We start from the raw sequence: 20,416 nt of genomic DNA on the forward strand, positions 1-20,416 counted from the left end.
TCGGGAAGTCGCGTCGCCGAGTCGGCAGCACCGAGGCGACTTCATGAGCCCGGGCACTCGAAGCGCCGTCATGAGCCGCATAAGGGGCCGCGACACAGGCCCGGAGCGCACGGTTCGTGCCATGCTTGAGGCACTTGGCCTGGAGTTCGAGAGTCATATCCGGTCGCTTCCCGGCAGACCAGACTTCGTGTTGTGGAAGCACTCGCTCTGCATCTTCGTCGACGGCGATTTCTGGCATGGCTGGCAGTTCGAAAGCTGGCGCATGAAGCTATCGGAAAAGTGGGAGGCGAAGATCGCGGCGAACCGGCGCCGGGACGATTGCAACCGACGCTTGCTTCGTCAGGCTGGGTGGCAGGTGCTCCGGATATGGGAACATCAGGTTCGCGAGCGCCCCCGTGGCTGTCGCCGCAGCATCCTCCTGCGGGTCAAGAGAGGGTTGCCGTTTGGCGCCGAGCCTGGCAACGTCGCAGTCGAAGATGTGTGAGACAGCGAAGTCGGGGGGGTGGTACGTGGTAAAAATCAGAGGGTTGGACCTATTTTGTGGCGCTGGAGGTAGCAGCCTCGGAGCCCGTGCCGCTGGCGTAGAGATGGTTGGGGCCGTCGACGCCTGGGATATTGCCACCGAAACCTACAAGGATAATTTTCCCCAGGCGGAGGTGATCACCACCCGTCTTGATGACAACAGCAGCGCAGGTCTCTTCTCCAAGGTCGATTCGGTCGACCTGCTTATCGCCTCACCCGAATGCACGCATCACTCCATCGCTCGCGGCGCCAAGCCACGATGCGAAACGAGTCGTCGATCGGGCTGGTATGTCATGCCCTTCGTTCGTGAGTATGAGCCGCGCTGGATCGTGCTGGAGAATGTCTCCGGCATGCGGCGCTGGGATGGGTACAAGGAACTGATCGACGAACTTGGCGAATACTATCATCTTCGTGCTCAGATGCTTGACGCGGCAAATTTCGGTGTGCCCCAGACCCGCAAGCGGCTGTTCATTCTTGGTGACCGGCTCCGCAAGCCGGCAAAGGTTCTTGCGAGCGAACCGTGCCCCCATGCCATCGCCATTCTCGACGATCCGTCAGCATGGAAGGCGCGCCCGGTATTCGGAGGTCATCTTTCCGAGAACACGATCGCACGAGTGAGCCGGGGCATGGCGGAACTGGGCAAGGGCAAGGATTTCCTGGTCGTGTACTACGGTTCCGATCGAGCGGGCGGATGGCAGCCGCTGGATAGGCCCATACGAACCCTTACCACGCTGGATCGGTTCGGACTGGTCCGGTGGATTGGAGGCGTGGCGACATTCCGCATGCTGCAGGTGTCGGAACTTCGCCGCGCGATGGGCTATCCCGAGGAGGCTAGGCTGGAACGAGGATCGCGTCGTGATCGCGTGAAACTGCTCGGAAACGGCGTCTGTCCGCCGGTCATGCGGGCGGCAGTGGAAACGCTTACTGGCGAAGCCGCGGAGAAGCCGGCGTCGTCACCGAAGACTCGCGGCGCCGGCGTTCCGATATCGATCGCAGCCTAGTTGGGTGGCTTTCGGTGCAGATATTCGGTCCCGACGAAGCTGCGACGGCCGATCTGCTGGTCGACGCCGTATATCAGGGCGGCCGCCGTGGCGGCGCAGGAGACGATCCCCTTCCGAACCTCGCAGGAGTCAGCACAGGCGGTGGCTTCCGCTACAGGGGCCGGATCGATCGCTTGGAGCTTGTCGTCCTGACTTCAAACAAGCGCGATCCAGACTGGCCTGATGCGCTTGATCGGGAAACCGGGGTCTACACCTACTATGGCGACAACAAGGTTCCGGGCCGGGCACTTCACGCAACGCCACGTTTCGGCAATGCCCTGCTCCAACGTATATTCGAGGACGCGAATGGCGGAGAGGAAGGGCGACGAAAGGTGCCCCCTGTCCTGGTGTTCACCTCGGCCGGTGAATGGCGCGACGTGATCTTCCTCGGTCTTGCAGTGCCGGGCGTTGCCGGACAGCGCCCGGCGGAGGATCTCTTGGCGGTCTGGCGCACGAGGGACGACAGCCGCTTCCAGAACTACAGGGCGCGCTTCACTATCCTTCGGACGGAGAGTGTAGCGCGCTCCTGGATTGAGAGCATTATAGCCGGTCAGCCTGACACAGCCCTGGCCCCGCCGGTGTGGACAACCTGGCTCGAGACTGGCCGGGTGGTACCCCTTCTTGCTCCCCGCACGATCCAGCACCGCAGGCGGGGCGAACAGCTTCCTTCAGATCCCATCGGGAAGGAAGTGATTGCGGTCATTCACGGCTTTTTCGCCGATGATCCGCATGGCTTCGAGCAGTGCGCTGCCGAATTGGCGCGGATGATGCTGCCCGACATCGCCAGCCTCGACCTCACCAGGAGATCGAGAGATGGTGGCCGTGACGGGATCGGACAGATGAGGATCGGCACGGGAGCGAGTGCGATCCTTGTAGATTTCGCGCTGGAGGCAAAGTGCTACGCCACCTCGCACGCCGTCGGCGTTCGGGAGATGTCCCGCCTGATTTCCCGGCTGCGTCACCGGCAGTTTGGCGTTCTAGTCACGACTAGTTACGTTGATGAACAAGCATACAAGGAAATAAAGGAGGACGAGCATCCCATTTTGGTAGTCGCGGCGAATGACATCGTCCGTCTGCTAAGGGACACGGGCTATGGAGCACCGGCCGCGGTTAGGATGTGGCTAGAAAGATCCTTTCCGTCTTCTCTGTGATTGAACGTCCCACTCTCTGATGTTTTACGATTAACCGTCAGGCTACTATCAGCTCGCCCATGCCGAAAAAATGCACATGAACGGACGTCCGCTTCCGGCCGACGACAGAACGCCTCCATCGAAATAACCTACTGGCGCTCGGCGCGGTCATAAGCAATGTACGCTTTCAGCAAGTCGTCATTATTACCCACACGTCCGGATTTAAGGCGCGAAGCGGTCATTCGCAACGGCGTGCCGGGAAGGCCGCTTTGGTTCAGTTCCAGCCTCGGGCATTCATTGGCGATATGTCCGCTTGCTGGTTGAACTCCCCGAAACCGGACAGTCCTATTTCGGCCCCATACTGCACGTTCAGGCGTGCATCGGGAAAGGTACGGTGCGTTGCGGATGGCGGAGGGGGGAGCAGGCGTCATCCGCCCACTCCCTTCGTGTCCTTCACACAAACCCCCATTTCCGCTTCGCCAGCTGCGTCTCCAGGCTGTCCGGATTGGCAAACGTCCACCCCTTGTCGATGAGGCGCTTGGCGGTCAGTTCGTTGCCTTTGATGGCGATGATGAGGAGGGCAGCGAGCTGGAAGCCGAAGCTGAGGGTGAAGGCAATGAAGGCCTCCCGGTCCGTCTCGGCGTTGGCGAGCTCCATGGCGAAGGGGGAGAGCAGGCTTATGGCGAGGAAGAGGGCCGCCCAGCCATAGAGCTTGCGCAGCATGAGGGGGATGCCGAAGAAGCCGGCGAAGAGGAACAAGGTCCAGCTGAAGCCGACCTTGATGGCCTTCAGCTCTCCGGTGCGGGGATTGACGAGTTGCACTTTCATAGGGCCTCCAGGGGGTGATGGGGGGATGAAAACGGGTGCCGACGCTGCCAGCGCTTTCGGCTGCGGCTGCGGCTGCGACGGCAAGGGCGCGGCACAGGCGGCCAGGAAGCGGTCAGCATCGATGCTGAAAGCGGGCGATGGCGCCTCGGCAGGCGGGGCGGGCACGGCTTGAGAGAGATCAGGCACTTGCCAGCCGCGCAGGGCGAGGCGGACGGTCGGGGCCGAGGGCTCGGCAAAGCGCCAGCCTTGCATCAAGAGGCGCCGGCCCCTGTGCCCGTTGAACTCGCGGCCGAAATAGATCGCGAAGGCCAGGATGATGCCGGTCGCGGATGAACCGCGCAGGCCGCCGCCACGGCCGTCAAGGACCAGGAAAAGCACGGTCCAGCAGACCCATAGGCCAAAGCCCAGGGCCAGGATCGGCCAGTTGAAGCCGATGCCGACGCGCGCATGAGCCCCCGTGAGGGGATGAACCAGTCGAACATGCATGGCATTGCCCCTCTCACGGTGCCCGTTTGGCTGCGGGAGACAGCCAGGCGAGGTCTTCGAGCGTGGCGAAGCGCCAGCCCCCCTTGCCGTTGGGCAGTTGCAGCGCCCGGAAGGCCAGCTCCAGCCAAGGCTTGTGGTGCACAAAACGGTAGTTGGCGAACCCCGAGCAGACCTGCGCGTCCCAGCCGGGAAAACGGTTCTCGATGTCGCCGAGATCAGCCGCCGTGGGCGTGCGCCAGATTGGGCCATCGGGCGCGAAGGCTTCTACCTGGAGAGCGATGTAGATGCCGCGCCAGGTGGTGTGGGGAACGAGACGGGTGCGTCCCGTGACGAGGAAGGAGGGATGCTGTGCCATGCGACGTGCGGCGTCCATGCGCCTTTCAGTTGTGGCGAAGCTAGCGATTAATGATGGCTATGGCCAGTGGTTTGATAGGCGCCGCAATCGTCAGCATGCGCGTCCATGAAGGGACGTGCCGTTCTGGCCTGGAATGTGCGGGCCCTGCGGGTTGAGCGGGGATTGTCGCAAGAGCGCCTGGCGGCGGATGCTGGGATCGACCGGGCGTATCTGGGCGGCATTGAGCGGCAGGTGGAAAACCCCACCATCGATCTTCTGGACCGCCTCGCTCAGGTGCTGAACGTGACCTTGAGCGACCTGGTGCGCCTGCCGGCTGAAGGGGCGACGCCTCCCGTGCCGCTGAAGCGCGGGCGCAAGAAGGCTTGAACTTACAGCCGGCTCTGGCCAGCCCGTCGCAGGCAAAGGTCAGCGCGGACCTCATCGGCAAAGCCGGCGATCAGCTCGGCTTCAAGATCCGATAGCAGGCCCATGCGACGCGAGACGATCACCGGCAGAATGCGGGCCTTGGCCTCAAGGCCAAGCGATGTGGATGCCTCCCGCCCTGCAATGCGCTCCAGCGCCCGTTCGGCGCGCCCCAGATGCCGCATGCCAAGAGCGCCGGCATAGCGCCCGTCAGCATCAGGATCAGCCTCATAGCCAGCCTTGAGCGCCGCCACGGCCTGCGCATAGAGCACGCAGTCGCGGATGAGGGCGCGATCTTTCGCGGCCTGCCTGCGGCGCCGACGGCGCCCATATCTTTGTCCCATGTGATGCTCACCTTTTTGCATGATCGGAGAGAGGGGGAGACGCCGCATGGCGGCGCCTCCACGTCGTCAGCCGGCATGCATGGGGTGCAGCAGGGCGAACTCGGTGATCTGGCGCGAGAAGTGGCCCATCTCCTCATAGTCGATGAAGACGCAGCTGGCGCGTCCCTCCACGAGGGTGATGACCTTGGCGGGCCACCACCCCTGGAACTCGCCGTCCGAATAGTCGGCCATCAGCACGACGTCGCCGACAGCGATGGCGCGCCAGAGGCGATCATCCACGGGCTTGGCGTCGACCTTCTCTGCAGGAGGAATGGCCATCGCGTCTCCGGGGGCCGAGGGCTCGGCCGTCACGGGCGCCTCAATGGTGGCAGGCGTGTCATCTGCGGCGGGCGTGCCGTTCGTGGCGGTTGCGACAGGCGCATTCTCGGCGGCCTGCGCCATGGCAGCGACAGCCGCCTCTTCGACAGAGGCCGCGTGGCCGGCAGAAGCTGCATGAATGGCCTCCGAGGCGTCGCCAGCGGCCGGCAGTGCCTTTTCGTCGACAGGCGTGGCCGCCGCCTCTTTCTTCGCCTCTGTGGCCTTCGGAGCGGTCTTGACGTTGATACGCGTGATCGAAGCCATGATGTGTCCTTTCATAGAGGGCTTGCGCCTATAAAAGGTATCATAGAACCTCAAAAATGTCAAGCGAACCGTTGCCACACCACGATTTCGGGCGCGAAAACGCTCCAAAACGCAAGGTGCGCTGGAGGGCTCAGAGGCGGCATTTGGAGGGGGGCGGCGGGGATCACGCCTCGCCGTGGATGAAGCCGGCGCGTCTTTCAGATGGGTCATCGGCCCCAAACGAGCGCCCAAAATGCTACACGGGGCAGGGGGGAGGGCTGCGGGGGTTGAATTGAGCGAGGCGATCCCGCAGCATGCCGTCTTGCGCGAAAAACTGTGTATGGGAACCGAACTTCTACAGGCGCGATTTTTGTAGGCATAAACGTAGGCATTGCGCTGTTCAGCGCGTATAATTTAATTGTTATATCAATGTTTTATCCTTCAAGTGTGACTCCCATCGCCCGCTCCAATTTCCTGCCTCAGAGCGTCTCAGGCCATCCTGTTTCCTAGAAAACGCCATGCGTTCAGCGCCGTGCAGTGGGTTCATGCGCGCGTCGGGGCCTGCTGCATCTGATCAATAGCCGGCATAGGCGCGGGCATACCGGCAGACGGCCGAGTTGAGATGCTTGCAGATGACCTTTCCGACATTGCCCTTTCAGCAGCCTCACGCATCGCCGCGCCAATCCCGGACCGGAACGCAGCAGACCGGTCTGCGGGATAAATCCGCCGCACGACCCAGCCCACGGGTCCAACCGTGCGGCGCAGGCCGTGCCGCCGTGGCCCGCGCCAAGCTGTGGGCCGGCCATGGCGGTCCTGTGTTGTCCCGGACTGCCGCTCAAAAATCGGGTTCGAATGCGAGGATGTCGCCCGGTTGACAGTCGAGGTATCGGCAAATGGCGGCGAGGGTTTCGAAACGGATACCCTTGACCTTACCCTGTTTCAGCAGGCTGAGATTGGCTTCGGTGATGCCGATCTGTTCGGCCAGGTCTTTGGACTTCACATTGCGACGTGCCAGCATAACGGCAAGGTTGACCTTGATCGGCATGGGCGTCAAACGATCTGGCTGTTTTCTTCGGCGAGCTGGGCGGCTTTTTGCATGGCCCAAACAAGGGCCGCAACCACGCCGGCAAACAGGGCCAGGATCATCACGTCCGAACTGATCTCGATGACGATCTGCTTCGGCCGGCCTTCCCAGCTCATGGCCAGCATGAACAGCATGCCCGCCAGCGGCTTGGCGATCGCGCTGAGCGCCGTGCCCAGCGCGAAGTCGCGCAGGCCGGCAATGCCTTCCGCGTCGAACGGGTGGCCCGTAGAGAACCGCGTCAGGCAGACCCGCAGCCGCCACAAGCCCCAGCTCAAGGGCAGGAGGTGCAGAAGTGCCGTGGCGATTGCGAACAGGCGCATGAGGTCTCCCTCGGCCACGCCTGCGCCTTCGGTGAGCCAATAGAAGATCGCCAGCGCGGGCAGCCCCGCAGCCAGGCAGACCGCGACGATGGCCAGGGCCTGAAACCCCCTGCGGGCTTGCCGCGACAGAGTCACGCCATTGGGCGCGGGGTCGAATTTATCCGAGCGGGCCGGCACGCCGGGGTGTTCCATGGCCATCACTCCCTCCATGAGGCCCATCTATCTGACGCAATAATTATCGTTTGACAATAAATTTATGCCGCTCAATATGGAGAAATTATTGTTTTGCGATAATCAGGTGCGCGAAAATGAACATGAAATGCACGATCGTGACCGCAATCGCTTGCCTCGGCGTCTCGCTGCCAGCCCAGGCAATGCCTTCGACCGCGACCGGCGAGATTTCCGTCGCCCAGGTGGTCGATCTCATCCAGCGCTCGTCCACGGACAATGCCGCACGCAATGCCGCCATGGCTTATCTCGCCGGGGTGGGGGAGGCGACGGGCCTTCTGGTCAAGGAGGCGCGCACGCGCGCATCGGACGGGCTCATCTGCGCGCGGCCGCTCGGCATGTCCAGCGATGCCGCCCTTGCGGCATTGTCACGGACGGACAAGGCCAGATGGCAACAGACGGCGGCCACGCCCATCCTTGTCAACGACATGATGGCCCGCGCAGGCTGTCGCTAGACCGTCAGCCGGCCAAACCAAGGTTTTCCCCGGCCGCTGGAGGTCGGCAAAAGCGCCGGCGCCCCTCACAATTTGCGCAGGCTGACTTCCGCGATCTCGTGGTCGCCGGCCTTGCGCAGGATGAGGTCGGCGCGCTGGCGGGTGGGCAGGATGTTCTCCTGCAGATTGGGCAGGTTGATGCGGTTCCAGATGGACAGGGCCGTCTGGCGGGCCTCTTCTTCGGTCAGCTTGGAATAGCGGTGGAAGTAGGAGAGGGGATCCTTGAAGGCGGTTTCCCGCAGCCGCATGAAGCGCTGCACGTACCAGTGCTCCAGCACGTCCTCGTCGGCATCGATATAGACCGAGAAGTCGAAGAAGTCGGAGACGAAGGGAATGCCGGTCCCGTCGCGGGGCAGGCGCCCGGTCTGGAGAACGTTCAGGCCCTCCACGATCAGGATGTCCGGGCGGTCCACCTCCACGCGCTGGTCGGGCATCACGTCATAAAAGAAGTGGCTGTAGAGCGGCGCGCGCACGGGCCGGCGGCCGGCCTTGATGTCGGTGAGGAAGGACAGGAGGAGGGGCAGGTCGTAGCTCTCGGGAAAGCCTTTCTTCTCCATCAGGCCTTCCTTCTCCAGCACCGCATTGGGCAGGAGGAAGCCGTCGGTGGTGACCAGATCCACCTTCGGCGTGTTCGGCCAGCGGGCGAGCAGGGCCTGGAGCACGCGGGCGGTGGTGGACTTGCCCACCGCCACCGAGCCGGCCACCCCGATGATGTAGGGCATCTTGCCCTCGCCCCGCGCCCCATGGTCGAGGAAGTCGCTCATGGCCCGGAACAGTTTCTGCGTCGCCCCAACATAAAGGGAGAGGAGACGCGAGAGCGGCAGGTAGATCTCCTCCACCTCGTTCAGGGAGAGCCGGTCGTTGAGGCCCTGGAGGCGCACGATCTCTTCGGTGCGCAGCGGCATGGGCGTGTCACGCCGCAGCTCCGCCCAGTCGGCACGGGTGAAGGTGCGATAGGGTGAAAGACGAAGGTCCAGACGCTGGTCCATGCTGCGTTTCTCCCCCATGCCCGCCTCAGCCCTGCTTTCTCGACGCCTTTTCCGCGAGCCCGGACTGTCCGGTGCGCCGCGCCAGTTCGGCATGGACTTCGTCCAGCTCCACGCCGCGGGCATGGAGCAGGACGGCAAGATGATACAGCAGGTCGGCACTTTCGCCGATCAGCTCCTGATGGCTGCCGGACAAGGCGGCGATCACCGTCTCCACCCCTTCCTCGCCCAGCTTCTGGGCGCACTTGGCGACGCCCTTGTCCAGAAGGGAGCGGGTGTAGGAGCTGCCGGCTTCCGCCGAGGCGCGTGCCGCGACGATGCGTTCGAGATCGAGAAGCGTCACGCGGTCGTCGGACATGGCTTGTCGCTCCTCGGTTCAGCCGTCGAGGCGCACGGGCAGGCCGGCGGCGGCGAGCCGGTCCTTGGCCTGGCGCACCGTGAAGGTGCCGAAATGGAAGATGGAGGCGGCCAGCACGGCGGAGGCGCCGCCTTCGCGCACGCCCTCCACCAGATGGTCGAGGGTGCCCACTCCGCCGGAAGCGATCACCGGCACGTGCACGGCATCCGAGATGGCGCGGGTGAGGGCCACGTCGAAGCCGAGGCCGGTGCCGTCCCGGTCCATGGAGGTGAGCAGGATTTCGCCGGCCCCGAGGTCCACCACCTCGCGGGCATAGGCGACCGCTTCCAGGCCCGTGGGCTTGCGCCCGCCATGGGTGAAGATTTCCCAGCGGTCCGGCTCGCCGGGGGCCGAGACCTTCTTGGCATCGATGGCCACCACGATGCACTGCTCGCCGAATTTCTCGGCTGCCTCGCCCACGAAGGCGCGGCGGTTCACAGCGGCGGTGTTGATGGAGACCTTGTCGGCGCCCGCATGCAGCAAGGTGCGCACATCGTCCACGGTGCGCACGCCCCCGCCCACCGTGAGCGGCATGAAGCATTGTTCGGCCGTGCGCTGCACCACGTCCAGGATGGTGCCGCGATTTTCGTGGCTGGCGGTGATGTCCAGGAAGGTCAGTTCGTCGGCGCCGGCCGCGTCATAGGCGCGGGCGGCCTCCACCGGGTCGCCGGCATCGCGCAGGTCGACGAACTGCACACCCTTGACCACGCGCCCGTCCTTCACGTCCAGGCAGGGAATGACGCGGACTTTCAGCATGGCGGTCCTCAGCCCCGGCCGGCCACCAGCGCCAAGGCGGCGCCGGGGTCGAGACGGCCGTCATAAAGCGCGCGCCCGGTGATGGCGCCGGCGAGCTTGGCGGCGCGGGGCTCGATCAGTGCTTCCACGTCCGCCAGCGAGGCAAGGCCGCCGGAGGCGATGACGGGAATGTTGACCGCGTCCGCCAGCGCGATGGTGGCGTCCATGTTGAGGCCCTTCAGCAGGCCGTCGCGGGCGATGTCCGTATAGATGATGGCGGCAACACCGGCATCCTCGAAGCGGCGGGCGATGTCCTCGGCGGGCAAATCGGAGGTCTCCGCCCAGCCTTCCACCGCCACGCGGCCGTCGCGGGCATCCAGGCCCACGGCCACGCGGCCGGGATGGGCGCGGGCCGCTTCCTTGACGAAGTCGGGGTCGCGCACGGCGGCGGTGCCGAGGATGACGCGGTTCACGCCCTTGCCGAGCCAGCCTTCCACGGTGGCCATGTCGCGGATGCCGCCCCCGAGCTGAACGGGAATGGAGACCGTCTCCAGGATGCGGTCCACCGCCGCCCCGTTCACCGGGCGCCCGGCAAAGGCGCCGTCGAGGTCCACCAGATGGAGATAGCGGAAGCCGATGGCCTCGAACTCGCCCGCCTGGGCGGCGGGGTCGCGGTTGAACACGGTGGCACGCGCCATGTCGCCCTGTTCCAGGCGCACGGCGAGGCCGTCCTTGAGGTCGATAGCAGGAAACAGGATCACGGGTGCCACTTCAGGAAATTGGCGAGAAGGGCAAGGCCCAGCTTCTGGCTCTTCTCGGGGTGGAACTGGGTGCCGGCCACATTGCCGCGCGCCACCGCCGCGGTGACGGTGCCGCCATATTCGGTGGTCGCCAGCCGGTCGGCCGGGTCGGCCACATGCATGTGGTAGGAGTGGACGAAATAGGCATGGAGGCCATCGCGGCCCGTGGGGATGCCGTCGAACAGCGGGTGCACGCGCTCCAGCGTCAGCGTGTTCCAGCCCATGTGCGGGATCTTCAGGCTGGGGTCGGTGGGCTCGATGCGCACCACCTCGCCCTTGATCCAGCCAAGGCCCGCGGTCTCGCCATGCTCGAGCCCGCGCTCGGCCAGCAATTGAAGGCCGACGCAGATGCCGAGGAAGGGGCGGCCGCGCTGGTGCACGGCCTCTTCCAGCGCCTCCACCATGCCGGGAACGGCATCCAGGCCCCGCCGGCAATCGGCGAAGGCGCCGACTCCGGGCAGCACCACCCGGTCAGCGGTGCGCACGATCTCGGGGTCGCTGGTGACGGCGATCCGCGGCGCGCCGAGGTCGAGCGCCGCCCGCTCCAGCGCTTTCGCGGCGGAGTGCAGGTTGCCCGATCCGTAATCGACGATGGCGACGGTCATGATGCACGCGGCTCCGGGAAGGATCCGATGATGGACGCGCCCGGCCGGGTGGGACGGGGCGAAATGAAGCCGGCGCGCAGGGTGCGTGGCGTCCAGCGCTTGAAGAAGCGGCGCTCCGCCTCGTCGCGGTCGCGCCCGGTGACGACGCCCGCCTCCTCATAGCCCAGGCGCCGCAGCTTGCGGACGCGCAGGTCGGGCAGTTCCAGGGCCACCAGCAGGTGCAGGCCCAGCGTCCCCGCCGCACCCACCACATCCGGCAGGCCGAGGGCAATCTCGATCGCGGCCAGACCGAGGCTTGCCGCCAGAAAGACGGCGAAGGCCAGCCACAGGCGATAACGCAGCAGGGCGAAGGGCGCGAACAGGAAGGCGAGAAGGGACACCTTCTCGCGCACCAGCACCACCCGCTCCGCGCTCTGCATCGGCGTGTCGTTCACCTGGTCCAGGATCAGGACGCTCCAGACGGCCATTTGGCTCTCCGCACGCGCGCTCAGACGCCGAGCGCGCCCTTGGTGGACGGGATCTCTCCAGCCGCAGCCGGGTCGATGGCCACCGCCGCGCGCAGCGCACGGGCGAGGCCCTTGAAGCAGCTTTCGGCGATGTGGTGGTTGTTGTCGCCGTAGAGCGTCTCCACATGCAGCGTCACGCCCGCATTGGAGGCGAACGCCTGGAAGAATTCGCGCACCAGCTCGGTGTCGAACTCCCCGATCTTGGGCGCGCTGAAGGACGTGCGGAACACCAGATAGGGCCGGCCGGAAATGTCCAGCGCCACGCGGGTCAGCGTCTCGTCCATGGGCAGGTGCAGATCGGCATAGCGTGTGATCCCGCGCATGTCGCCGAGCGCGCGGCGCACCGCCTGGCCGAGCACGATGCCCACATCCTCGGTGGTGTGGTGGAAGTCCACATGCAGGTCGCCTTCGGCCACGATGTCCAGGTCAAACCGGGCGTGACGGGCGAGGAGGTCGAGCATATGGTCCAGGAAGCCGATGCCCGTGGCCACGTGATTGCGGCCCGTCCCGTCGAGGTTGACGGACAGGCGCACCTTCGTTTCCTTCGTCTCGCGGACGATCTCGGCCTTACGCATGGAACTCCTCCAAGGCCGCGCCTTCTAGCAGTTTGGGTGCTGCAACGCCATATGGCGATTGCATGACGCGGCGCGCGGGTGTGCAAGGGGCTCGCGGCACCCGGCACCCGGCTGCCGCACCCCGTGCGGCCCGACGATCCTACGGGCGTGCCATTCCCCTTGAGTCCGTCCGCTCCCTCCTCTTCTATGCGCCTGCGTCGAGAGGATGAAGAATGGCCCTAGCCACAGATCCGCAGCTTTATGTGCATGTGCGCGTGGTGATGGGCATGATTCTCGGCCTGTCCGTGACGCGCATCCTGAGCGGCATCGCCAAGTTCATCCAGCACCCGCATGAGCATCAGATCAGCCGTATCCATTTGGGATGGGCGGTTGTGACGCTTTTGAGCGCGGTCATGTTCTGGTGGTGGGAATATCGACTCTCGTGGATCGAGTGGAATTTCGCCATATATTTCTTCGTTCTTGTTTATGCCAGCGTATTTTATTTCATGTGCGTCATTCTCTTTCCGGACCATCTCGGGGAATATGGCAGCTATAGCTCTTATTTCTATGCCAAACGCCGCTGGTTCTTTGGCATCCTCGCTTTGTCCCATATGCTGGACATGATCGACACCTCCTTGAAGGGCATGGAATATGTCCGCCTCGTGGGGGCGCTCCAGGCTTCGGTGTCGGTCCTGCTGATCGCCGGCTGCCTGGTCGCCATGCGCACGAAAAGCCCAAGGTTTCATGCCGCCTTCCTGGTGGTGGCGCTCGGCTGCCAGATCCTGCTCATCGCCCAACAACTTTACACCCTGTAACAAGCGGAGGCCCTTATGTCCGAATTCGCCACCAATGACGGCCTGATGCTTGCCTATGACGTGGCGGGGGAGGGGGCTCCGCTGCTCATCATTGGTGGCCTGTCTGCGGACCGGGCCTTCTGGTCCTTCAGCCGGCCGCATCTGACGGGCCTTCGCACCATCTGCTTCGACAACCGCGACATCGGGGCCAGTTCCCAGGCTTCCGCCGGCTACCGCGTCACCGACATGGCGCGCGACGCGCTGGCGGTGCTGGATGCGGCGGGGCTGGAGCGGGCCCATGTGCTCGGCCATTCCATGGGCGGCCTCATCGCCCAGGAACTGGCGCTCATGGCGCCCGAGCGGGTGGACCGGCTGGTGCTCTGCAACACCCTCGGCCGGCAAAATCTCTATACGCGTGAACTCCTTGGCTTGCTGGTGCGGCTGCGCACGGAGATTGCAGACCCCATCCTCTATGTCTCGACGCTCGCCACCTTCACGCTTGGGCGCGACACGCTGGCCCAGGTGCCGCTCGGCGCCATCGCCCAGGCGACGGTGGAGGCGGGCCCCCTCCAGCCGGTGGCGGGCTTCACCCGCCAGGCGCAGGCCTGCGCCGATGCGGACACCCTCGACCGGATCGGCGCCATCCGCGCGCGGACCCTGGTCCTGTCGAGCCCCGATGACCGCTTCTTCGCCCAGCCCTTCGCCGACGCGCTCATCGCCGCCATTCCGGGTGCCACGGGCGTTACGGTGCCGCACACCGGCCATTGCCCCATGGTGGAAGCCCCCGAAGTCTTCGCCGGCGCCGTGCGCGGCTTTCTGCTGGGCTGAGCGTGCCGCCTTGGCGGGGGCGGGACATTGCGCCGGCGCGGGAACGCCTTAAGTAAGAGGCGCAATCGGAGCCCCAAATGCATTCTCCCGACACCATCTATGGCACCACAATCGTATCCGTGCGCAAGGGCAACCGGGTTGCCATTGCCGGCGACGGCCAGGTCACGCTCGGCCAGACGGTGCTCAAGGCCAATGCCCGCAAGGTGCGCCGGCTCGGCAAGGGCGATGTGATCGGCGGCTTTGCGGGGGCGACAGCCGATGCCTTCACCCTGTTTGAGCGCCTGGAAGCCAAGCTCGAGCAGTATCCCGGCCAGTTGCAGCGTGCGGCGGTGGAATTGGCCAAGGACTGGCGGACGGACCGCTATCTGCGGCGCCTTGAGGCCATGATGATCGTGGCCGACGCCAATATCACGCTGGTGCTCACCGGCACGGGCGACGTCCTGGAGCCCGAAGCGGGCGTTGCCGGCATCGGCTCCGGTGGCTCCTTCGCGCTGGCGGCGGCCCGGGCGCTGCTGGACCGGGAGGAGGATCCGGAAGTGATCGTGCGTCGCTCCCTGGAGATCGCCGCCGACATCTGCGTCTACACCAATCGCAACATCGTCATCGAGACCATCGGCGGCTGAGCGTCGCGTTCGCCGCCGACCGCCTGCCGCGTTACGAAAGAAGACCCATGAGCGACTTTTCCCCCCGCGAGATCGTCTCCGAGCTCGATCGCCATATTGTCGGCCAGGGCAAGGCCAAACGCGCGGTGGCCATCGCCTTGCGCAACCGCTGGCGTCGGCAGCAGCTCGAAGGCCATATGCGCGAGGAAGTGCTGCCCAAGAACATCCTCATGATCGGCCCCACCGGCGTCGGCAAGACCGAGATCTCCCGCCGCCTTGCGCGCCTGGCTGGCGCGCCCTTCCTGAAGGTGGAAGCCACCAAGTTCACGGAAGTGGGCTATGTGGGCCGCGACGTGGAACAGATCGTCCGCGATCTCGTGGAGGTGGGCATCGGCCTTGTGCGCGACGCCAAGCGCAAGGACGTGCAGGCCCGCGCGCACCTCGCCGCCGAGGAGCGCGTGCTGGATGCCCTGGTGGGCGCAAGCTCTTCCTCGGCCACCCGCGAGGCGTTCCGCAAGCGCCTGCGGGCCGGGGAACTGGACGACAAGGAAGTGGAGATCGAGGTCCAGGCCGGCGGCCAGGGCATGCCCATGTTCGAAATCCCCGGCATGCCCGGCGCGCAGATGGGCGCGGTCTCCCTGGGCGACATGCTCGGCAAGGCCTTCGGAGGCCGCACCCGCACCCGCCGCGTGCTGGTGAAGGATGCCCATCCGCTGCTCCTCACGGAGGAGGCGGACAAGCTCATCGACCAAGAGGCCACCACACAGGAGGCCATCCATGCGGTGGAGAATAACGGCATCGTCTTCCTGGACGAGATCGACAAGATTGCCGGCCGGGAAGGGCGCTCGGGTGCCGATGTCTCCCGCGAGGGCGTGCAGCGGGACCTCCTGCCCCTGATCGAAGGGACGACGGTCTCCACCAAGCACGGGCCGGTGAAGACCGATCATATCCTCTTCATCGCCTCCGGCGCCTTCCATGTGTCCAAGCCCTCCGACCTGCTGCCGGAATTGCAGGGCCGCCTGCCCATCCGCGTGGAGCTGGAGGCTCTCACCCGCGCCGACTTCGTGCGCATCCTCACCGAGACCGAGGCGAGCCTCGTCAAGCAGCAGGTGGCGCTGATGGCCACTGAGGGCGTGACCCTCGACATCACCCCCGAAGCCGTGGAAGCCATTGCGGATGTGGCGGTGGAGGTGAATTCCAGCGTCGAGAATATCGGCGCCCGCCGCCTCCAGACGGTGATGGAGCGGGTTCTGGACGACCTGTCCTTCACCGCGCCGGACCGCTCGGGGGAGCAGGTGGTGATCGATGCGGATTATGTGCGCCAGCGGGTGAGCGACCTCGCCAAGAATGCCGACCTCAGCCGCTTCATCCTCTGAGGGGCGGTCCTGGTCATCAGCGGACACTCGCCCTCTGCGGACACTGGCAGTCTCCGAACAGATGGATCGCATTGCCGACCATCTGTTCGGGCCACATCGCAGGGCAGGTTTTAAGAAAAATATCCTAGACCATATTCCTAATTCCTCGCCCCTCTGCTATGGTTGTCCCACCTGGCACCAAGGAGGGGCGCGTCCGGAGCGGCCCGACGGGTGGTGTCGGGGGCGGGTGTCCGACGGGACGAGGCTTAACGCACCTCGCGCCCGTTAGCAGAGGAGGCTGAAGGCCCAGGCGCACCGATCCGGTTCTGGTTCGGCCGGTGCTGATGGGAGAACCTGTTGCCCACGCGGCGCAGGGCCGAGGCCATAAATCCCCGCGCGGGAGCGGACGGAGCGAGGCTCCGACGTCATCCTACACTTCTACGGCGCGCCGCCGCGCGCCGGCCGCTCCCGCATCCCTCCACCCCTGCCGATGGCGGGGATGTTGGTGCTGGGGCGTCAGAGGGGGCGCTTGCTCGTGGCGTTGTGTCCTTGCCCCCTCCCCAACCCTCCCCCGCTTCGCGGGAGAGGGGGCCGGTTCCGCCGGGGGAGAGGTCTGGATGACGGACGCTGAGGCAGAGCAGAGCTACCGCTCCGCCCAGGCGCACCAAAGTCCCCTCTCCCGCAAGGCGGGGGAGGGATAGGGAGGGGGCAAAGAGCCAGCGGCAGGGCGTAGCCTGGGGGGAAGAGGACGCTTCACTGTCCGCCATTCCCCCTCCCCAACCCTCCCCCGCTTCGCGGGAGAGGGGGCCGGTTCCGCCGGGGGAGAGGACTGGATGACGGACGCTGAGGCAGAGCAGAGCTACCGCTCCGCCCAGGCGCACCAAAGTCCCCTCTCCCGCGAAGCGGGGGAGGGATGGGGAGGGGGCAAAGAGCCAGCGGCAGGGGGTAGCCTGGGGGAAGAGGACGCTTCACTGTCCGCCATTCCCTCTCCCCAACCCTCCCCCGCTTCGCGGGAGAGGGGGCCGGTTCCGCCGGGGGAGAGGACTGGATGACGGACGCCGAGGCAGAGCAGAGCTACCGCTCCGCCCAGGCGCACCAAAGTCCCCTCTCCCGCGAGGCGGGGGAGGGATGGGGAGGGGGCAAAGAGCCAGCGGCAGGGCGTAGCCTGGGGGAAGAGGACGCTTCACTGTCCGCCATTCCCCCTCCCCGACCCTCCCCCGCTTTGCGGGAGAGGGGGCCGGTTCCGCCGGGGGAGAGGACTGGATGACGGACGCTGAGGCAGAGCGGAGCTACCGCTCCGCCCGGGCGCACCAAAGTCCCCTCTCCCGCAAGGCGGGGGAGGGCTAGGGAGGGGGCAAAGAGCCTGCGGCAGGGCGTAGCCTGGGGGAAGAGGACGCTTCACTGTCCGCCATTCCCCCTCCCCAACCCTCCCCCGCTTTGCGGGAGAGGGGGCCGGTTCCGCCGGGGGAGAGGTCTGGATGACGGACGCTGAGGCAGAGCAGAGCTACCGCTCCGCCCGGGCGCACCAAAGTCCCCTCTCCCGCAAGGCGGGGGAGGGATAGGGAGGGGGAACAGGGAGGGCGCGCGGGCGCCGCAAGATCACGCCCGCTCACCACCGATCCGTCCGCTCGCTCTCACCCCGCACTTCCGCAAGGCGGCGGGCGGTGCCGGGGGAGGTGTCGGCGGGCGGCGCGTCGAGGGGGAAGAAGGCGATTTCGCGGATTTCCGCATTGGGCTTGGGCGTCGGCCCACGGGAGAAGGCGGGCACGAGGAAGCAGGCCACATGGTCGCGACCCCCGAAGCGGGCGTTGAAATAGAGGCCGTGCAGCACAAGCGGCGCGGTGGCGGAAACGTTGGTCTCCTCCAGCAATTCCCGCCGCGCGGCGGCCTCGGCGCTCTCACCCGCATCCACGCCGCCGCCCGGCAAATGCCAGCCGGGCGCATAGCCGTGGCGGACCAGCAGCACATGGCCGCTCTCGTCCCGCACGATGGTGCGAACGCCAAGGGTGAGGCCATGGGTGAGACGGCGCAGGAGCGGGCGGAAGGGCAGCATGATCCGATTCTAAAGCCCTTCCGGCGCTGCGCCGCAAGGCCCGGCTCAGGCCTTGGTCGCCTGCTCCAGTTCGGCGAGGCCTTCCGCCTCGATGGCCTCGGCGCGCTGGAAGGCGGGGCGGGCGACGCAGCGGGCCACATAGGCTTCCAGCACCGGCCGATCCTTCACCAGCTTGAGCAGGTGCATTCCGTACCACAGGCTCATGCCCAGCATGATATCGGCGGCGGAAAAGCGCTCGCCCAGCACCCACGGACCGGTGGACAACTGGTCTTCCAGCACGCCCATGACCTGGTCGAAGCTGCCCCAGCCGGCCGAGCGCGACGGAATGGCAACGCCCGCCATGCGCTCCACGAAGGCGGCTTCCATGCAGGCCGTATCGAAGAACATCCAATGCAGATAGGCGCCGCGGGCGGGATCGCCGATACCAGGCGCGAGGCGCCCGTCGGGGGTAAGGTCCGCCACATAGGCGCAGATGGCACCGCTCTCGGCGAGCCGGGTCGGGCCATCCTCCAAGGCGGGCACCTTCATCATGGGATTGATGGCCCGGTACTCCGCGCTCTTGAGGCGCGCGCTGCCCAGCGGCACCATCTCCCGCTCATAGGCCAGGCCTGATTCCTCCAGCAGCCAGAGGGTGCGGAAGGCGCGGCTGTGGGGAGCCCAATAAAGCTTCATGGCGAATCCTCCTATGGGCGGGAACATAAGGGGAACGAAAGCCCCTGTCGATCCGCGTCGCGGCCATTGCCCTTCCGCCCGGCCCAAGCTAGAGCGGGCAGGCGGGAAAGGGCGCCGGGCCGGTGCGGCCTCACCGCGCGGGGCTGTCCGGTCGGTTTCCCTTGCCGTCGAAGGGTCATCGCGCGATACTGTCGCGACGGCCTGGGGTGCCGCGCATCATGTGCGGCTGAGATCATACCCATCGAACCTGTCTGGGTCATTCCAGCGTAGGGAGGAGCCGATGAGCCAAGGCTTGTCGTCCTTTAATTCTGTCCCCGCCGACCGCCCCCGCATCGCCATCATCGGCGCGGGCGTGATCGGCCTTGCCATCGGCTGGCGCCTTGCACAAGCGGGCGCCAGCGTGGATCTCTTCGATGCCGGAGTGGCCGGCCAGGGCGCCAGCCATGCCGCCGCCGGCATGCTCGCCGCCTGCGCCGAACTGGAGCCGGGCGAGGAAGACCTGCTCGCCCTCAACCGCGAGAGCCAGCTCCTGTGGCCCGCCTTCGCCGCCGATCTGGAAGCCGCCAGCGGCCAGGAGGTCGGCTATCGGGAAAGCGGCACCCTGGTGGTGGCGCTCAATGCCGACGATGCCGGCAAGCTGCGCCATCAGCACACGCTTCATCGCAAGCATGACTTGCCGGTGGAATGGCTGACCGCCGCCGAGGCGCGGCGCCGCGAGCCCTATCTCAACACCCGCCTGGCCGGCGCGCTCTGGTGCCCGGAAGACCACCAGGCGGACAACCGCCAGGTGGCGGCGGCGCTGAAGGTGGCGGCGGAAAAGGCCGGTGCCCGCATTCACGAGCACACGCCCGTGGACGCCGTGGAGACCACGGGCGGCGTGGCGCGCGGCGTGCGCATCGGCGGCCGGCTGCATGCGGCTGATGTGGTCATCCTCGCCGCCGGGGCCTGGTCGCGCGGCATCAATATCGCGCCCGCCGCGCCCTTGCCGGTGCGCCCGGTGAAGGGGCAGATGCTGTCCCTCCAGATGGACCCGGCCAATCCCGTGCTCACCCATGTGGTCTGGGGTCCGGGCATCTATATGGTACCCCGCAAGGATGGCCGGCTGATACTCGGCGCCACGGTGGAGGAGAAGGGCTTCGACACCACCATCACCGCCGGCGGGCAATTGGCCCTGCTCACCCATGCCTGGCGGGCGGTGCCCACCATCGAGGAATTGCCCATCCTGGAGCAATGGGTCGGCTTCCGCCCCGGCAGCCGGGACGATGCCCCCATTCTCGGCGCCTCCGGCGTGCCGGGCCTCATCCACGCCACCGGCCATCACCGCAACGGCATCCTGCTGCTGCCCGTCACCACCAAGGTCATTGTCGACCTGGTGCTGGAGGGCCGGGCCGATCCGCTGGCGGCGCCGTTCGGCGTCGACCGTTTCACCCCTCGCGCCGCGGCGGAATAGCCATGCCTGCGACGAACCCCATCAGCCTGAAGATCAACGGCGCGGCCGAGGCCCTGCCGGTGGACACCGTCTCCGCGCTCCTCGACGCCAAGGGCGTCGACCCGGCCCGCAAGGGCATCGCGGTGGCGGTGAACGGGTCCGTGGTGCCTCGTGCCCGCTGGGCCGCCCACCCGCTCGCCACAGGCGATGCGGTCGAGATCATCCAGGCCAAGCAGGGTGGCTGAGCGCTACCCGGGACAAGAAAAC

Annotated in this window: 26 protein-coding genes and 1 riboswitch; of the genes, 11 read left to right on the plus strand and 15 right to left on the minus strand. The window is 66.1% G+C overall.

Going from position 1 to position 20,416, the window contains the following annotated elements; genetic code table 11:
* Positions 1-43 precede the first annotated feature (43 nt).
* Genes PV781_RS11530 through PV781_RS11540 form a run of 3 tightly spaced genes read left to right on the plus strand, consistent with a single transcriptional unit; the run spans position 44 to position 2,713 of the window.
* The gene (locus tag PV781_RS11530; protein WP_274775777.1) at positions 44-484 is read left to right on the plus strand and encodes a very short patch repair endonuclease; all 441 of its coding nucleotides are present in this window, start codon (positions 44-46) and stop codon (positions 482-484) included.
* Positions 477-1,523, plus strand: coding sequence for a DNA cytosine methyltransferase (locus PV781_RS11535; protein ID WP_274775778.1), 1,047 nt, complete (start codon positions 477-479; stop codon positions 1,521-1,523). The genes PV781_RS11530 and PV781_RS11535 overlap by 8 nt, the downstream gene beginning before the upstream one ends.
* Positions 1,524-1,537: 14 nt before the next feature.
* A complete protein-coding gene (locus tag PV781_RS11540; protein ID WP_274775779.1) occupies positions 1,538-2,713 on the plus strand; it encodes a restriction endonuclease in 1,176 nt (391 codons plus the stop codon).
* Between the two features lie 432 nt (positions 2,714-3,145).
* Here the strand turns inward: PV781_RS11540 and PV781_RS11545 are convergent, their stop codons facing one another.
* Positions 3,146-4,006, minus strand: coding sequence for a hypothetical protein (locus PV781_RS11545; protein WP_274775780.1), 861 nt, complete (start codon positions 4,004-4,006; stop codon positions 3,146-3,148).
* A 13-nt stretch (positions 4,007-4,019) separates the two neighbouring features.
* Entirely contained in the window at positions 4,020-4,379 is a 360-nt protein-coding gene (locus PV781_RS11550; protein ID WP_274775781.1) for a hypothetical protein, read from the minus strand.
* An 87-nt stretch (positions 4,380-4,466) separates the two neighbouring features.
* Here PV781_RS11550 and PV781_RS11555 point away from each other — a divergent pair, with 87 nt between their 5' ends.
* Entirely contained in the window at positions 4,467-4,727 is a 261-nt protein-coding gene (locus PV781_RS11555) for a helix-turn-helix domain-containing protein (RefSeq protein WP_274775782.1), read from the plus strand.
* A gap of 2 nt (positions 4,728-4,729) precedes the next feature.
* On the opposite strand, the gene PV781_RS11560 is transcribed toward PV781_RS11555, so the two are convergent.
* The 4 genes from PV781_RS11560 to PV781_RS11575 form a co-directional block, all read right to left on the minus strand.
* On the minus strand, positions 4,730-5,107 hold the full coding sequence (locus tag PV781_RS11560) for a hypothetical protein (RefSeq protein WP_274775783.1): 378 nt from the start codon (positions 5,105-5,107) through the stop codon (positions 4,730-4,732).
* 66 nt (positions 5,108-5,173) lie between these two features.
* Positions 5,174-5,728 carry a PWWP domain-containing protein gene (locus tag PV781_RS11565; RefSeq protein ID WP_274775784.1) on the minus strand — a complete coding sequence of 185 codons (555 nt, stop codon included), beginning with the start codon at positions 5,726-5,728 and terminating at the stop codon, positions 5,174-5,176.
* 814 nt (positions 5,729-6,542) lie between these two features.
* Entirely contained in the window at positions 6,543-6,752 is a 210-nt protein-coding gene (locus PV781_RS11570) for a helix-turn-helix domain-containing protein (RefSeq protein ID WP_274775785.1), read from the minus strand.
* Positions 6,753-6,757: 5 nt separating this feature from the next.
* Complete coding sequence (locus PV781_RS11575) at positions 6,758-7,288, minus strand: hypothetical protein (protein ID WP_274775786.1); 531 nt, start codon at positions 7,286-7,288, stop codon at positions 6,758-6,760.
* Positions 7,289-7,440: 152 nt separating this feature from the next.
* Here PV781_RS11575 and PV781_RS11580 point away from each other — a divergent pair, with 152 nt between their 5' ends.
* Positions 7,441-7,794, plus strand: coding sequence for a chlorophyllide reductase (locus tag PV781_RS11580; protein WP_274775787.1), 354 nt, complete (start codon positions 7,441-7,443; stop codon positions 7,792-7,794).
* Positions 7,795-7,859: 65 nt separating this feature from the next.
* Here the strand turns inward: PV781_RS11580 and coaA are convergent, their stop codons facing one another.
* Genes coaA through hisB form a run of 7 tightly spaced genes read right to left on the minus strand, consistent with a single transcriptional unit; the run spans position 7,860 to position 12,437 of the window.
* Positions 7,860-8,822, minus strand: a complete 963-nt coding sequence (coaA, locus tag PV781_RS11585) for a type I pantothenate kinase (RefSeq protein ID WP_274775788.1) — start codon at positions 8,820-8,822, stop codon at positions 7,860-7,862.
* Positions 8,823-8,847: 25 nt separating this feature from the next.
* Positions 8,848-9,177, minus strand: coding sequence for a phosphoribosyl-ATP diphosphatase (locus tag PV781_RS11590; protein ID WP_274775789.1), 330 nt, complete (start codon positions 9,175-9,177; stop codon positions 8,848-8,850).
* Positions 9,178-9,195: 18 nt separating this feature from the next.
* A complete protein-coding gene (gene hisF, locus PV781_RS11595; protein ID WP_209100843.1) occupies positions 9,196-9,972 on the minus strand; it encodes an imidazole glycerol phosphate synthase subunit HisF in 777 nt (258 codons plus the stop codon).
* Positions 9,973-9,980: 8 nt separating this feature from the next.
* Positions 9,981-10,721, minus strand: a complete 741-nt coding sequence (gene hisA / locus PV781_RS11600) for a 1-(5-phosphoribosyl)-5-[(5-phosphoribosylamino)methylideneamino]imidazole-4-carboxamide isomerase (RefSeq protein WP_274775790.1) — start codon at positions 10,719-10,721, stop codon at positions 9,981-9,983.
* Positions 10,709-11,356, minus strand: coding sequence for an imidazole glycerol phosphate synthase subunit HisH (gene hisH, locus PV781_RS11605; protein ID WP_274775791.1), 648 nt, complete (start codon positions 11,354-11,356; stop codon positions 10,709-10,711). The genes hisA and hisH overlap by 13 nt, the downstream gene beginning before the upstream one ends.
* Positions 11,353-11,823: a DUF2628 domain-containing protein gene (locus PV781_RS11610; protein ID WP_274775792.1), complete on the minus strand. Its 471-nt coding sequence runs from the start codon at positions 11,821-11,823 to the stop codon at positions 11,353-11,355. Before PV781_RS11610 ends, hisH begins: the two co-directional genes overlap by 4 nt.
* Before the next feature lie 20 nt (positions 11,824-11,843).
* Complete coding sequence (gene hisB, locus PV781_RS11615) at positions 11,844-12,437, minus strand: imidazoleglycerol-phosphate dehydratase HisB (protein WP_274775793.1); 594 nt, start codon at positions 12,435-12,437, stop codon at positions 11,844-11,846.
* Positions 12,438-12,649: 212 nt separating this feature from the next.
* On the opposite strand from hisB, the gene PV781_RS11620 reads away from it, so the two are divergent.
* The 4 genes from PV781_RS11620 (at position 12,650) to hslU (ending at position 16,016) form a co-directional block, all read left to right on the plus strand.
* Positions 12,650-13,231 (plus strand): hypothetical protein, encoded by a 582-nt coding sequence (locus PV781_RS11620; protein WP_274775794.1) that lies wholly within the window; start codon positions 12,650-12,652, stop codon positions 13,229-13,231.
* A 15-nt stretch (positions 13,232-13,246) separates the two neighbouring features.
* The gene (locus PV781_RS11625) at positions 13,247-14,038 is read left to right on the plus strand and encodes an alpha/beta fold hydrolase (protein WP_274775795.1); all 792 of its coding nucleotides are present in this window, start codon (positions 13,247-13,249) and stop codon (positions 14,036-14,038) included.
* A 77-nt stretch (positions 14,039-14,115) separates the two neighbouring features.
* On the plus strand, positions 14,116-14,661 hold the full coding sequence (hslV, locus tag PV781_RS11630) for an ATP-dependent protease subunit HslV (RefSeq protein WP_274775796.1): 546 nt from the start codon (positions 14,116-14,118) through the stop codon (positions 14,659-14,661).
* A gap of 47 nt (positions 14,662-14,708) precedes the next feature.
* The gene (hslU, locus tag PV781_RS11635; RefSeq protein WP_274775797.1) at positions 14,709-16,016 is read left to right on the plus strand and encodes an ATP-dependent protease ATPase subunit HslU; all 1,308 of its coding nucleotides are present in this window, start codon (positions 14,709-14,711) and stop codon (positions 16,014-16,016) included.
* A 1,588-nt stretch (positions 16,017-17,604) separates the two neighbouring features.
* On the opposite strand, the gene PV781_RS11640 is transcribed toward hslU, so the two are convergent.
* Together PV781_RS11640 and PV781_RS11645 are read right to left on the minus strand one after the other, a co-directional pair.
* The gene (locus tag PV781_RS11640) at positions 17,605-18,048 is read right to left on the minus strand and encodes an NUDIX domain-containing protein (RefSeq protein WP_274775798.1); all 444 of its coding nucleotides are present in this window, start codon (positions 18,046-18,048) and stop codon (positions 17,605-17,607) included.
* 45 nt (positions 18,049-18,093) lie between these two features.
* Entirely contained in the window at positions 18,094-18,720 is a 627-nt protein-coding gene (locus PV781_RS11645) for a glutathione S-transferase family protein (protein ID WP_274775799.1), read from the minus strand.
* Between the two features lie 192 nt (positions 18,721-18,912).
* Positions 18,913-19,012: riboswitch (TPP riboswitch) on the plus strand.
* On the opposite strand from PV781_RS11645, the gene thiO reads away from it, so the two are divergent.
* The gene (gene thiO / locus PV781_RS11650) at positions 19,001-20,170 is read left to right on the plus strand and encodes a glycine oxidase ThiO (protein ID WP_274775800.1); all 1,170 of its coding nucleotides are present in this window, start codon (positions 19,001-19,003) and stop codon (positions 20,168-20,170) included. (Overlaps the previous riboswitch by 12 nt.)
* Before the next feature lie 2 nt (positions 20,171-20,172).
* Entirely contained in the window at positions 20,173-20,394 is a 222-nt protein-coding gene (thiS, locus tag PV781_RS11655; protein ID WP_209098821.1) for a sulfur carrier protein ThiS, read from the plus strand.
* Positions 20,395-20,416: the final 22 nt, after the last annotated feature.

It is taken from the genome of Aquabacter sediminis, assembly GCF_028863665.1.
In the GTDB taxonomy this organism is placed as follows: Bacteria; Pseudomonadota; Alphaproteobacteria; order Rhizobiales; family Xanthobacteraceae; genus L1I39.

What these genes read in the sequence shown, in the direction of transcription:
- PV781_RS11530 (WP_274775777.1), top strand. Translation starts at nt 44, where the DNA reads ATGAGCCCGGGCACTCGAAGCGCCGTCATGAGCCGCATAAGGGGCCGC.
- PV781_RS11535 (WP_274775778.1), top strand. Translation starts at nt 477, where the DNA reads ATGTGTGAGACAGCGAAGTCGGGGGGGTGGTACGTGGTAAAAATCAGA.
- PV781_RS11545 (WP_274775780.1), bottom strand. Translation starts at nt 4,006, where the DNA reads ATGCATGTTCGACTGGTTCATCCCCTCACGGGGGCTCATGCGCGCGTC.
- PV781_RS11550 (WP_274775781.1), bottom strand. Translation starts at nt 4,379, where the DNA reads ATGGACGCCGCACGTCGCATGGCACAGCATCCCTCCTTCCTCGTCACG.
- PV781_RS11555 (WP_274775782.1), top strand. Translation starts at nt 4,467, where the DNA reads ATGAAGGGACGTGCCGTTCTGGCCTGGAATGTGCGGGCCCTGCGGGTT.
- PV781_RS11560 (WP_274775783.1), bottom strand. Translation starts at nt 5,107, where the DNA reads ATGGGACAAAGATATGGGCGCCGTCGGCGCCGCAGGCAGGCCGCGAAA.
- PV781_RS11565 (WP_274775784.1), bottom strand. Translation starts at nt 5,728, where the DNA reads ATGGCTTCGATCACGCGTATCAACGTCAAGACCGCTCCGAAGGCCACA.
- PV781_RS11570 (WP_274775785.1), bottom strand. Translation starts at nt 6,752, where the DNA reads ATGCCGATCAAGGTCAACCTTGCCGTTATGCTGGCACGTCGCAATGTG.
- coaA (WP_274775788.1), bottom strand. Translation starts at nt 8,822, where the DNA reads ATGGACCAGCGTCTGGACCTTCGTCTTTCACCCTATCGCACCTTCACC.
- PV781_RS11590 (WP_274775789.1), bottom strand. Translation starts at nt 9,177, where the DNA reads ATGTCCGACGACCGCGTGACGCTTCTCGATCTCGAACGCATCGTCGCG.
- hisF (WP_209100843.1), bottom strand. Translation starts at nt 9,972, where the DNA reads ATGCTGAAAGTCCGCGTCATTCCCTGCCTGGACGTGAAGGACGGGCGC.
- hisH (WP_274775791.1), bottom strand. Translation starts at nt 11,356, where the DNA reads ATGACCGTCGCCATCGTCGATTACGGATCGGGCAACCTGCACTCCGCC.
- PV781_RS11610 (WP_274775792.1), bottom strand. Translation starts at nt 11,823, where the DNA reads ATGGCCGTCTGGAGCGTCCTGATCCTGGACCAGGTGAACGACACGCCG.
- hisB (WP_274775793.1), bottom strand. Translation starts at nt 12,437, where the DNA reads ATGCGTAAGGCCGAGATCGTCCGCGAGACGAAGGAAACGAAGGTGCGC.
- PV781_RS11620 (WP_274775794.1), top strand. Translation starts at nt 12,650, where the DNA reads ATGGCCCTAGCCACAGATCCGCAGCTTTATGTGCATGTGCGCGTGGTG.
- PV781_RS11625 (WP_274775795.1), top strand. Translation starts at nt 13,247, where the DNA reads ATGTCCGAATTCGCCACCAATGACGGCCTGATGCTTGCCTATGACGTG.
- hslV (WP_274775796.1), top strand. Translation starts at nt 14,116, where the DNA reads ATGCATTCTCCCGACACCATCTATGGCACCACAATCGTATCCGTGCGC.
- hslU (WP_274775797.1), top strand. Translation starts at nt 14,709, where the DNA reads ATGAGCGACTTTTCCCCCCGCGAGATCGTCTCCGAGCTCGATCGCCAT.
- PV781_RS11640 (WP_274775798.1), bottom strand. Translation starts at nt 18,048, where the DNA reads ATGCTGCCCTTCCGCCCGCTCCTGCGCCGTCTCACCCATGGCCTCACC.
- PV781_RS11645 (WP_274775799.1), bottom strand. Translation starts at nt 18,720, where the DNA reads ATGAAGCTTTATTGGGCTCCCCACAGCCGCGCCTTCCGCACCCTCTGG.
- thiO (WP_274775800.1), top strand. Translation starts at nt 19,001, where the DNA reads ATGAGCCAAGGCTTGTCGTCCTTTAATTCTGTCCCCGCCGACCGCCCC.
- thiS (WP_209098821.1), top strand. Translation starts at nt 20,173, where the DNA reads ATGCCTGCGACGAACCCCATCAGCCTGAAGATCAACGGCGCGGCCGAG.